The 11,705-nt window shown below is 64.4% G+C and carries 10 protein-coding genes; 7 read left to right on the top strand and 3 right to left on the bottom strand.

The window, feature by feature from the left end:
* Positions 1-34 precede the first annotated feature (34 nt).
* The gene (locus tag AAGA68_23320) at positions 35-1,123 is read left to right on the top strand and encodes a galactose oxidase (protein MEM9388005.1); all 1,089 of its coding nucleotides are present in this window, start codon (positions 35-37) and stop codon (positions 1,121-1,123) included.
* 11 nt (positions 1,124-1,134) lie between these two features.
* Positions 1,135-2,061 carry a DUF2817 domain-containing protein gene (locus AAGA68_23315; protein ID MEM9388004.1) on the top strand — a complete coding sequence of 309 codons (927 nt, stop codon included), beginning with the start codon at positions 1,135-1,137 and terminating at the stop codon, positions 2,059-2,061.
* Here the strand turns inward: AAGA68_23315 and AAGA68_23310 are convergent.
* Positions 2,058-5,009: a S8 family serine peptidase gene (locus AAGA68_23310; GenBank protein ID MEM9388003.1), complete on the bottom strand. Its 2,952-nt coding sequence runs from the start codon at positions 5,007-5,009 to the stop codon at positions 2,058-2,060. The two genes, AAGA68_23315 and AAGA68_23310, sit on opposite strands and share 4 nt — an antisense overlap.
* A gap of 166 nt (positions 5,010-5,175) precedes the next feature.
* On the opposite strand from AAGA68_23310, the gene AAGA68_23305 reads away from it, so the two are divergent.
* The 3 genes from AAGA68_23305 (at position 5,176) to katG (ending at position 8,913) form a co-directional block, all read left to right on the top strand.
* Positions 5,176-5,958 carry an alpha/beta fold hydrolase gene (locus tag AAGA68_23305; protein ID MEM9388002.1) on the top strand — a complete coding sequence of 261 codons (783 nt, stop codon included), beginning with the start codon at positions 5,176-5,178 and terminating at the stop codon, positions 5,956-5,958.
* On the top strand, positions 5,955-6,335 hold the full coding sequence (locus tag AAGA68_23300) for a hypothetical protein (protein ID MEM9388001.1): 381 nt from the start codon (positions 5,955-5,957) through the stop codon (positions 6,333-6,335). Before AAGA68_23305 ends, AAGA68_23300 begins: the two co-directional genes overlap by 4 nt.
* A 325-nt stretch (positions 6,336-6,660) precedes the next feature.
* The gene (gene katG / locus AAGA68_23295) at positions 6,661-8,913 is read left to right on the top strand and encodes a catalase/peroxidase HPI (protein MEM9388000.1); all 2,253 of its coding nucleotides are present in this window, start codon (positions 6,661-6,663) and stop codon (positions 8,911-8,913) included.
* On the opposite strand, the gene AAGA68_23290 is transcribed toward katG, so the two are convergent.
* A complete protein-coding gene (locus AAGA68_23290; GenBank protein MEM9387999.1) occupies positions 8,914-9,144 on the bottom strand; it encodes a hypothetical protein in 231 nt (76 codons plus the stop codon).
* 473 nt (positions 9,145-9,617) lie between these two features.
* Between AAGA68_23290 and AAGA68_23285 the strand changes: the two genes are divergently transcribed.
* The gene (locus AAGA68_23285) at positions 9,618-10,247 is read left to right on the top strand and encodes an OmpW family outer membrane protein (protein MEM9387998.1); all 630 of its coding nucleotides are present in this window, start codon (positions 9,618-9,620) and stop codon (positions 10,245-10,247) included.
* A gap of 16 nt (positions 10,248-10,263) precedes the next feature.
* On the opposite strand, the gene AAGA68_23280 is transcribed toward AAGA68_23285, so the two are convergent.
* The gene (locus tag AAGA68_23280) at positions 10,264-11,115 is read right to left on the bottom strand and encodes a DUF2189 domain-containing protein (GenBank protein ID MEM9387997.1); all 852 of its coding nucleotides are present in this window, start codon (positions 11,113-11,115) and stop codon (positions 10,264-10,266) included.
* Positions 11,116-11,386: 271 nt separating this feature from the next.
* On the opposite strand from AAGA68_23280, the gene AAGA68_23275 reads away from it, so the two are divergent.
* On the top strand, positions 11,387-11,705 hold a 319-nt coding region (locus AAGA68_23275), incomplete at its 3' end, for an acetyl-coenzyme A synthetase N-terminal domain-containing protein (GenBank protein ID MEM9387996.1).

The following is an 11,705-nucleotide window of genomic DNA, read 5'->3' as shown; positions in this document are numbered from 1 at the left end:
TCCTGTGGAAACTTACCATCGGTGACATTCGCCCGTGCCCGCCCAGACGCTTCCCCAGCTCCTCCTCCTTACGGCCTTTGTCACTGCCACCGTCAGCGTGGGCGCCGAACTCACACCGCCACCCTTGCCGATGCCTACCTCCAACAACGCCGTGGTCACGGTGACAGACAACGCGGGTCGCGCCTACTTGGTGAGCTTCGCCGGACTCGGCTCAGGCAAGACCTACCGTGACACCCATGCGCGCACCTTCGTGTTGGCAACGGACGCGGCAAGCTGGCGCGAGGCCCCGCCCCTGCCTGGTGGCGTCGGCCGCCTCGCTGCGACCGCCGTGGCGCTCGGATCACGAGCCTACGTGTTTGGCGGCTACGCGGTGGGCAGCGACGGCAGCGAGCGGTCCACCCCGTGGGTCCACGCGTTCGATCCTCTGACCGCAACTTTCGAGAGTGCACAGGCAATGCCCGTGCCCGTGGATGACGCCGTGGCAGTGGCGTATCAAGATCGCTTCGCCTATCTCATCAGCGGCTGGCACGACGACGGCAACGTCAATCTCGTGCAACGCTACGACCGCAACACCGACAGCTGGCAGCAGGCCACGCCCGTGCCGGGCCGAGCTGTGTTCGGTCACGCCGGAGGCATCGTGGGCAACACCATCGTCTACTGTGACGGCGTCGCTGTCCGAGTGCACCACGCGCGCCGCCGCGACTTCGTCGCGAACAGTGCCTGCTACACCGGCAAGATCGACCCAGACAACCCACGGCGCATCGACTGGCGGCGTATCGATGACCATCCAGGCCGGCCGCGCTACCGCATGGCCGCCGTCGGCGCCCGCGCCCTCGGCGCCGTGGTGTTTGTCGGCGGAAGCAACAATCCATACAACTACGATGGCATCGGCTACGACGGTGAACCCGCCGAGCCGTCCGCAGATCACTTCTACTACGATCTGCGCACGAACCGGTGGCAAATGCTGGCGAGCGACGCGCCTGCGACAATGGACCACCGCGCCCTCGCACCATGGGCGGGCACCTGGGTGACCGTCGGCGGTATGCTGGCCGATCAGCGCGTCACCGATCAGGTCGTCGTTCACACCCTACTCCCTCCGCCTGCCCATCCACCTAATCGATAGGAGAGGTTTCTATGCCGCGCTTCTACCCCATCGGCACCCCGGGCACGCCCTGGGGTGATGTCGAACGCCGTGCCTGGTTCGAGGCGCAATCGCCGACGCGCAGCTATCAAGAGCAGGTGCTTAGGCGCTTGCAAGATGAGCTGCCCGAGGCCTTTACGATCACGCAGTACGGTGCCCTTCCCGTGGACGCCCAACGCTACCCGCTGTTCGCCCTTAGCGCTGATCGAGCCGGTACCTCCGCCCCCTGGATTCTGGTCACCGGTGGCGTACATGGATATGAGACAAGCGGCGTACAAGGGGCCCTGGACTTCGTGCGTGGCCACGCCCAAGCCTACCTCGATCGCGTGAACCTCCTCGTACTGCCCTGCGTCAGCCCTTGGGGCTACGAGATGATCACCCGATGGAACCCGAACGCCGTCGACCCAAACCGCTCCTTCATCGCCAATGCACCGGCCGAGGAAGCCGCCGCCGCGATGGCTCTGCTCGGCTCGCGCAAGCTCCGCTTCCTCATGCACATCGACCTGCACGAGACAACGGATAGTGACGAAGAGGAGTTCCGCCCGGCACTTGCCGCACGGGATGGTAAGGCATTCGAAGCGGATTCGATCCCGGACGGTTTCTACACGGTTGGCGATCAAGACCGTAAGGTGCTTGCCTTCCAGCAAGCCATCATCGATGCGGTCACCGAGGTCACTCACATCGCGGACGTGGATGCCAACGGCAAGCTCATCGGCGTGCAAGCCGACGCGCCGGGGATCATCCACATTCCGAGTCGACGACTCGGCCTGTGCGCAGGGGTTACCGACGCGCCTTACACGAGCACGACCGAGGTCTACCCGGACAGCGACCGGGTCACCGATGCCCAGTGCAACGCTGCCCAAGTAGCTGCCACCTGCGGCGCCCTCGACTTCGCCCTAGGTCACCGCGAAGCCGCCTAAGGTGTCAGCCGCGCGCCCACGGCAGTCGGGATGCCCGTTGTGCCCATGGCGCTTCGCACTGCGGACGCCGCATTGCCATTGCCCGCCTGCGCGGCCGCAGTCGCTTGGGCGCTGGCGAGCTCGCCGTTGAAGGTGGTGATGAAATCGAGATCGTCCTGATCGGCCTCGATCGTCACGGCCTGCAGCTCCAGAGGGTCGAGGACGGGGAACGCCCCACAGGCCTCCGCCGCATCGCAGATGAAACCGTCGGCGTCCATGTCAGTTCCGCTGACGATCAGGTAGCGTCCTGGAGGCACGTTGGGAAACGCGTACGGCAAGCTCCCGCGCACCGTGCCCGGCTCAGCTTGGGCGATGACCGTGCCGCTATCGTCATCGATCAACAGCACGAACTGGTTGCCGGCGCTGCCCAGTTGGGCTTCGCCGTTCACCACCTGCATGATCACCGCCACGGCCACCTCGCCGCCGTTAGTGGAGAAGCGTACTTCCCCCTGGTAGGTCCCAGGTGCCAAGCCCTCACGCGCGACGCGCAGTAGATACTCCCCTTCGCCGTTCCCATCGGCCTGCGCTACCTCCACCGTGAGCCAAGGCGCCGACGGGTCCACTACGGGGGGCTCCACCTGCAAGTCGCCCGTACCAACGTTGCTCAAGGCGATTCGCTGAGCCGCCACCGTGATTCCGAAGTTCAGCGCCGGCGGCGTTGCCACGGCGACCGGACGAGGCTCGGGGAGTTCTCCCCCGGCCACTTCGATCGCTGCCAATACGGCGTCCAGCGCGTTGACCAGCCCATGCCCGTAGAGGTCATCCCGTCCGCTCGCGCCCAAGTCATCGCTCAGCGATCCGTTCTGGATCAACTCGTCGATCAGGGCCGGCGTGAGCTGGGGAGCCACAGCCCTCATTAGGGCCACCACACCGGCCACGTGTGGCGATGCCATGGAGGTGCCTTGTAGGAACCCGTAGCCGAGGCGAATCTCACCGGTCGAGTCATCGCCAATCGTGCTCAGTACGCCATCGCCAAAGCCATCGCCGTTCACGTCCGTGCCGGTGCTCCCGCCCGGTGCCGCCAGATCGATGCTGGGGCCAAAATTCGAGTAGCTGGCGATGTTGCTATTGATGTCCACCGCAGAGACGGAGATCACCCCGTCGTAAGCCGCGGGATAGGACGGCGCGCTGGTGGAGCTATTTCCCGCCGCTGCCACCACCATTACACCGGCGGCGCGAATGTCGTCGATCAGATCCTGGGTGCTTTGGGAAAATCCCGCGCCCCCGAGGCTGAGGTTGATCACGTCGGCACGCTGTGCTGGCAAGCGACCGGAGTCGTTTGGTAACCCTGCGGCATAGCGCATCGCCTGAGCAATGTCGAAGCTGGACCCGCCCAAGCGACCTAGGGCCCGTAGGGGCATGATGCGCGTGTTCCAGCCACTCCCGGCGACGCCAGTGCCATTGTCCGTCAGGGCGCCAACGGTGCCCGCCACGTGAGTCCCGTGGAAGCTGCTGCCGCCGCCGCCGCCGAGATCGCCCGGATCGTCCGGATCGTCGTCGATGCCGTCGCCATCGCGTGCGTTGTTCGCACTGCTGATGAAGTCGAAGCCTGGCGTGAGCTTGCCCGCAAAATCCGGATGCGACGTCAGCACCCCCGTGTCGATCACCGCGACGATCACCGACGCGTCTCCCTGGGTGAGATCCCAAGCAGCCGGCAGGCCGATCGCGGGATAGTGCCACTGCAGCGAGGCGAATTCATCGACCGGCTGAAGCGTGGCGTAGCGCCAGTAGTTGGGCGATGCGGAGCGCACGTCATCGCGCTTCTGCAGCGCCTTCACGGCGAGCAAGGTCCTCAACTTCTTCGCTGTCGTCTGGTCCTTTGCGAAGGACAGATAGTGCCTTGCAGCCGAGCTATCGCTCGCACGTCGCATAGCGCGCGTATCGAGCAGGCGACGGCGCCTTTGGCCTCCGCCGAGCAGCTCCAGCCCCTCGCGCTTGCTCAGGGCCTCCATTCCACCCTTCGCGGTGATCGTGTCTTCACGCACGCGGGCAACCGCTTGATCGACGACGAAGTCATCGCTTAGGCGCAGGGCCGTGCCGTCATCGACCACCTCTGCCACGCTCTGGCCGACGCTCAGTAGGTAGCTGGACGCGCCGGAGAATGCCATCACCGCCACCAGGTACTCGCCGTCTGCGGGTATCACAATCTGCTCGAAGGCGCCAACCGATAGGGACACATCGAGCACGTTGCCCTCGAGGTCGAGGAGCAACAAGTCGAGGTCGTTGATGGCCGGGCGCTCGGACTCGATGAACAGCGACACCCGTTGATCGGCCACGGCATTCAGGCGGTAGAAGTCGTCCACGTCACCGATCGACCGAAGTTGGCCGATCTGCGTACCGGTACCGGGTTGGTTGGCGAAGCCTCCGACCAGCACGGGGTTCGCCAACGGTTGGGCGGTGGCGATGTCGTCGTTTCTTAGCAATGGGGTGCCGGGATCGTTGACGTCTCCATCGCTGTCAACCCCCGGTGCGGCGAAGACGCTGCCAGCGATATCGAAGTTGGCGAGGAAGTTGATTTCAAGCTGATCCGCATCGCTCGCGCCGTCGTCATCCTCGACTGAGAGTTCGAAGGTCGCGCTGGCGTCGGCGTTGAGGGTAGGCACCTGGAACTGTAGGCGCGCCGTGTCCGCGTTCTGAAGTTCCACCGGGGGACCGTCGATCTGGCGCCAGCCGACGCTGCCAATGACTCCATCAGCATCGCTCACGGTGCCAAGCACGCTGACCTGCTCGCCTTCGCGGGCGCTGAACGTCGCACCAGCATCGGCGACGGGCGCTTGATTCGGTGCCGGGGCGATCGTCTCGGCCGGGCCCGAGCTTTGCGGCGTACCGCCCCCGCCACCACAGGCGCTGAGCACGGCACATGCCAAGCCCAGGCCAATAGTCTTGTGAGCACCGATGGTCACTGACATCCGATCACCCGCTGTGCTGGCATTGAAATCGCTCGCTCCGTACCGTTAGGAACCCCTCGACGCCTGAGGGTTCATTCCGCTGTTCGACATCGAGTTGCGGCGAGTTGCCGAAATCTGCGATGCCTCCTATCCTGCGGCTCCCTACCGCGCTCGAGGCTCTTGTCCTATGTCCGCCCGACTCCCTCAGTCACGCATCGCCCTCGTCGGGCGGGCGCTGCTGCTGATCACGATGGTCGTTGGTGTGGGGCAGCTCCTGCAACTGCCGGCAACGCAAGACATCCGCTTCGACCGCTACGGCGACGGCAGCCCCGTCACCATCGCAGTGCACGGCAGCCCGGGAACGCGCGGCGATTTTTCCCTCCTAGCACCGCTCATCGACGGCACCGTATACGCGCTCGATATGCCCGGTTTCGGCGGGTCACGAATGGGCGCGCGGGACTATGGCGTGGATGCTGCGGCCGAGGTAGTGCTTGCGTTCATGAATCGCCAGAGCATCGATCGCGCCCGCGTGCTCGGCTACTCGTGGGGCGGGGCGGTGGCCGTCGAAGCGGCAATCGCTGCGCCCGAGCGGATTTCGCAGATCGTGCTCCTCGACAGCATGGGCATCCCCGAGGCGGAGCCGATCCCGGTGTATCCCCTTGAGCGCCTGCGTTACTGGATCAGCGCGCCGTTCCTGCTGGCCTATCCCGGCAGCCTGGTGCTGGACCTTCGAACCCGACATGGCTTTCTGCGCAGCTACCTGGACACGGATCTAAACGAGGTCGCCTACCACTTGCGCTCACTGCAAACACCCACACTCATCGTGCACGGTCGGCACGACACGGTGGTGGAACCCTGGGCAGCCGAACGCATGCACGAGCTCGTACCGCATAGCGAGCTGCGTTGGTTCGACGGAGGACACGGCACCATCTTCTACGACGGTAGGGTAATCGCCGAGGCGCTCCAATGACGCGTCCGCGCGTCCGTATGTTGGGCTTCCAACTCTGGGTGATCGCCTGGGCTAGCGCGCTGCTGCTCGTGTTTACGCAAGGCTATTTCATGTCTCGCCAATGGTGGCTGCTGCCGGCGGGCATCGCGCTGTGCGCCGCCTGCCTGTGGGGAGGACGGCGTTGGGGCACCGCCATCGCCCGTCAGCGCTTCACCGCGAGCAACGTGCTTCGCTTGGTGGCCGTGCTTCACCTCTTGCCTCTCGGCGCTCAGCTCACTGCGCTAGGGGACGCGCGATGGGACAACCTGCTACTCGCGCTAGTCGGGTGGGCACTCCTAGAGGCGGCAGGGTGGCCACAAAGACCCCACATACCTGCTGGCGTCGATCCTCCTAGGTAGGGGAAACTAACGACGCACACAGAGTCGCGTGACCCCTACACGCCGGCAATTCTCTTGCCTCTAGCGTGAGTTTTGCCGTGCAACACGAACGGTGAAGCTCGCCCCTTGGAGCGGGGGCGATAGACTTCATGCCCGGATGCGGCGTGCCGAGGCACTGATAGGCCACGGCTCTCTTAGCCATAGTAATTGAGCCTTATCCGGCGCTAACAATCGGTGGCAGACTATCAAATCGAGTCAACTGGTGCTGCCATTCAGCGGGCATCACGTGCGGCCCACTCGTTGATAATTCATCCGTCTGATAATCGTTGCGGAGACTCAGATACCCATGATCAAGCATGCGAAAACCTTAGCTGCCGCTATCGCGGTGGCCATGGTGCCGGCCGGCGTGAGCCTCGCCGCCGGTGAAGCAAAGACCAACAAGTTCTGGTGGCCAGAGCAGCTGAACCTTCAGCCGTTGCGCCAGAACGCCACGCAGTCCAACCCGATGGGCACGGACTTCGACTACGCCGAGGCCTTCGCCTCGGTAGACCTGGACGCCGTGAAGGCCGAACTCACCACCCTAATGACCGACTCCCAGGACTGGTGGCCCGCCGACTACGGTCACTACGGCCCCTTCTTCATTCGCATGGCCTGGCACAGCGCAGGCACCTATCGCACCCTCGACGGCCGCGGTGGCGCGGCAGGCGGACAGCAGCGCTTCGAACCGCTAAACAGCTGGCCTGACAATGGAAACCTTGATAAGGCCCGTCGCCTGCTGTGGCCGATCAAGCAGAAGTACGGCAACAAGATCTCCTGGGCGGATCTGATGGTGCTCGCGGGCAACGTCGCCCTCGAGGACATGGGCTTCAAGACCTTCGGTTTCGCCGGTGGTCGTGAGGACGATTGGGAAGCTGAGCTCGTGTACTGGGGGCCTGAGAAGAAGTTCCTCGCCGATGAGCGCTATCACGGCGACCGCAAGCTAGCGAAACCGCTCGCTGCGGTGCAAATGGGTCTAATCTACGTCAATCCCGAAGGCCCCAACGGCAACCCCGATCCCCTAGCGGCCGCCCGCGATATTCGTGAGACCTTCGGCCGCATGGCCATGAACGATGTGGAGACCGCAGCCCTAATCGCCGGCGGCCACACCTTCGGCAAGGCCCACGGTGCCCACAAACCTGACGAGTGCACGGGCGTCGAGCCCGCCGGCAACAAGGTTGAGGCCCAGGGCTTCGGTTGGACCAACAGCTGCGGCAAGGGCAACGCCGAAGACACGGTCACCAGCGGACTCGAGGGCGCCTGGTCAGCGAACCCCATCGCCTGGACCACCCAGTACCTCGACAACCTCTACGCCTTCGAGTGGGTAAAGAGCAAGAGCCCGGCCGGCGCCACCCAGTGGGTGCCCTCGGAAGCTGCTGCGGGTAGCCTCGTGCCGGACGCGCACGTGGACGGTAAGCGCCACGCGCCGATCATGTTCACCACCGATCTCGCCCTGCGCGAAGATCCCGCGTACCGCAAGATCACCGAGAACTTCCGTAAGAACCCAGAGGAGTTCGCGGATGCCTTCGCTCGCGCATGGTTCAAGCTGACCCACCGCGACATGGGCCCCCGCGCTCGCTACATCGGGAGCATGGTGCCGGGCGAGGAGCTGATCTGGCAGGACCCGATCCCGGCCGTCACTCACGAGCTGATCGACGACTCGGACGTGGTGGATCTGAAGCGCGTCATCCTCAACACCAACCTCACCACCCAGCAACTGGTGCGCACGGCGTGGGCCTCCGCCTCAAGCTTCCGCGCCTCCGATATGCGCGGCGGCGCTAACGGTGCGCGCATTCGCCTCGCGCCCCAGAGAGACTGGGACGTCAACGATCCGAAGGAACTCGGCCGCGTGCTGAAGACCCTCGGCAAGGTGCGTCGCGACTTCAACCGCAAGCAGTCGGGCTCCAAGCAGGTCTCGATGGCTGACATCATCGTCCTCGGCGGTGCCGCGGGCATCGAGCAGGCCGCCAAGGCCGCAGGCTACACGGTGACCGTGCCGTTCACGCCCGGCCGCGGCGACGCCACCCAGGACCAGACCGACGTGCGTTCCTTCGCTGTCCTCGAGCCTCGCGCGGATGCCTTCCGCAACTACTTCGCCGAGGGCGCCATCCGCTCCCCGGCGGACATGATGGTGGACAAGGCAGACCTACTCGATCTCGACGTCGCTGAGATGACCGTGCTGATCGGTGGCTTGCGATCGATCGGAGCTAACGCAGGTGGCAGCAGCCACGGTGTGCTCACGGCCACGCCCGGCACGCTAAACAACCACTTCTTCGTAAACCTGCTCGACATGAGCACGGCGTGGGGCCCGTCGGCATCGACCCCCTACGTATACGAAGGCCGTGATCGTACGAGCGGCGAGCTGAAGTGGACGGCCACGGAAGCGGACCTGGTGTTCGGCTCGAACGCTGAGCTGCGCGCGGTGGCCGAATTCTACGCCTTCAACGATTCGCGCGAGCGCTTCGTCGACGACTTTGTCGCCGCTTGGACCAAGGTAATGTCCGCCGATCGCTTCGACACGCCCGCCTCCGGCTCGGCCATGGCCTTCAGCGCGTCGAAGTAGCTAGCAGCCGGCGCCGGCCACCAACGGCGCCACGATGACGGTCAGGGCCCGTGGTGCGTTGTCACCACGGGCCCTTCTCATGTTGCGAGCGCAAGCGCACGACGGAGCGTCTGGGGCCCGCCGCTCGACGAACGCCCGCTCGATCACGTCGTCGCCCGGTCGGCCCCACTGCGAGGAACACGCGTAGCCCAGATCATCCAAGCCCTGACGGGTGTCCGTAAGCATCGCCACGCTGAGGCCGGTCCAACACCTCTGCGAGAGATCCGCTGGTCAACCTGCTCGGGATGCGCCCGCGCAGGGGTGAAGTCCTCGCAGTTGACCGTCGGCACCCAACACAGCTGCGCCCTCGCCTCCTCTCCTAGGTACTCGCCCTCGCCCAAGCCCTCCGTCAGATCCGCCCGATACGCTAAGTCATTCACACGCCACACACTGTGCACCAGCACACATCCATGCCCAGACTCTCTAGCGTCCGCCCCATGATGGATCTTCGACTCTCCAAGATCGGTCGACGCAGAGCATCACGGCACATGAACCCTCAATCAAACGCGGTACCCGCAGGCACCGCAATACCGCTCGAATTCGCAATCCCCCTAGGGGTTAGCCGCAGGGATGGCTACGGCTAACGGCGATTCCGCCTGCGGTGCAGAGAAACGTAAGGTGCTCCTCGCCGCCTTAGCGAACACGGTAATTAGGAGGAGTGGAAAATGAGCATCGCGAACGGATGGAGCGCCGCAGGCCTCGCAGCCCTGGCACTGACCCTCGCCGCACCGGCGACGAACGCAGATGCGGGCGACTGGCACGTACGCACAGGGGCCAAAGTCGTAGACCCAAAGTCGGACAACTCCGACATCGTCAGCGTGGACTCGGGCACCCAGTTCACTTTCGACGTTTCCTACTTCGTCACTGACAGGCTAGCCGTCGAACTGCTGGCGGCGGCGCCCTTTGGCCACGACATCAATCTGGCCGATACGGGAGATCAGGTAGGCGATACGCAACACCTTCCCCCCACGCTATCGCTGCAGTATCACTTCAACCCGCAAGGCCGCGTGCAGCCGTACGTGGGGGCAGGCATCAACCTGACCCTGTTCTTCGGTGAAGACACGGAGGGCGCACTCGACGGCACCGATCTCTCTCTGGGCACGTCCTTTGGTTTCGCGGCACAAGCGGGTATCGACGTTCAGGTGTTAGACCAGTGGTTTGTCGGCGCTGACTTGCGCTGGATCGACATCGACACCGATGCCACCCTCGACGGCACCGCCCTAGGCACGGTGGAGATCGATCCGCTCACCTACGGCTTCCACATCGGCCGTCGCTTCGGACGCGCCAGCCGCTAGCACGAGCACCCCGCCATCAGGCCGTCGGGGCGACGGGTCTTCTAGGACTCGCCGTCACGCCGGTCTGATGACGCGGGAATCCGCTCGCATCGATCGTGGCGTGATAGCCGTGCCAGGCTGCGTGGCCAATGACGGGCATGGTCACTGCGAGCCCCACGAACGCCGTGAGCACGCCCAGCAGCAGCGCCGCCACGATACAGCCGAGCCAAAGCACCATCACCTTTTTGTTGCGCAGCACGGCGTTTACGGACGTGATTACCGCAGTGATCATGTCCACGCGCCGATCCACCACCATCGGCAGGGAAAAGGCGCTGGCTGAAAACGCGACGGCCGTGAAGACCGCGCCCACCGCGGTGCCGATCGAGTAGTAGGTGATCAAATCTGACAGCGGCGGATCACTCTGCTCGGGGAGAAAGATACTCATGACGGCTCCCACCCTCGCCCACACCAGGAACACCACGATCAGCACGAGGGCAAAAACGAGGCCGTTATCTAGGTGACGCCGAAAGGACGTGTGCAGTGCGGTTCTCAACGAGGCCGGCTGGCCACGCTCCAACTGGGCACTCAAGGCGTATAGCCCGATGCAGAGCAGGGGCATGAGAAAGACGAAGCCCCCGAGCATCGAAAGCAGGAACAGTGCACTGCCATAGCGCCAGGACAGGGCGCTAACCAACACGCTGGCCAAGGCCATGAACACGCCGTAGGCAAGGCTTTGAGGCCAAGCGCGCTTGTAGTCGTTCCATCCCTGACTTAGCCACCCCAGCGGCGCGGAGCACGGCAACTGATGGCTCGGTGCCACAAAGGGGTAGGTGTTTTCCGCAGCGTCGTCCGCTCGCTCTGCCTGTTCAGGTTCGCCTTCGCCGCCCATGGCTCCTCCCTGCGCGCCCCAGCGTATCTATTCGAGCAATGCGGCAAGCCTCTCACGAGCACGGAGCGCCGGCCAGCGGGCGGCGGTCCGGCAGCCCTTAGGGCTCACCGGTGCGCCACGGCACGAGCGCTCCCGGCTCGACTCGAAATGCGAAGCACCTTCGGTAACTAGCTATAGATCGCCATGCTCACCCTCTGATCCACTTGGTTGCAATCCATGGCATTGCACTGATTGCAAGACACCACTACGCGGCCAACGGGGGATGATGACAATGGTCACCAGCAAGAGCGAGCTCGACGATACGCACCAGTCACAGACCTACCGACTGAATGCGCGCAGCTACGAGGCGATGTACCGGCGCTCCATCGAGACCCCGGAGACCTTCTGGGGAGAACAGGGCAAGCGGCTGGACTGGATGCAGCCCTACACGCGGGTGAAGAACACTTCCTTCGGTCCCGCCAACGTGTCGATACGCTGGTTTGAGGATGGCAAGCTCAACGCGGCGGCGAACTGCCTCGATCGCCATCTAGAGGAGCGCGGAGACCAGGTCGCGATCATTTGGGAAGGTGATGATCCCAGCGAACACGAGC

Source organism: Pseudomonadota bacterium (genome assembly GCA_039193195.1).
Classification (GTDB): Bacteria; Pseudomonadota; Gammaproteobacteria; order Steroidobacterales; family JBCBZW01; genus JBCBZW01.
The sequence above is the reverse complement of the archived record's forward strand: the minus strand, read 5'-3'. Positions and strand labels throughout refer to the sequence as shown.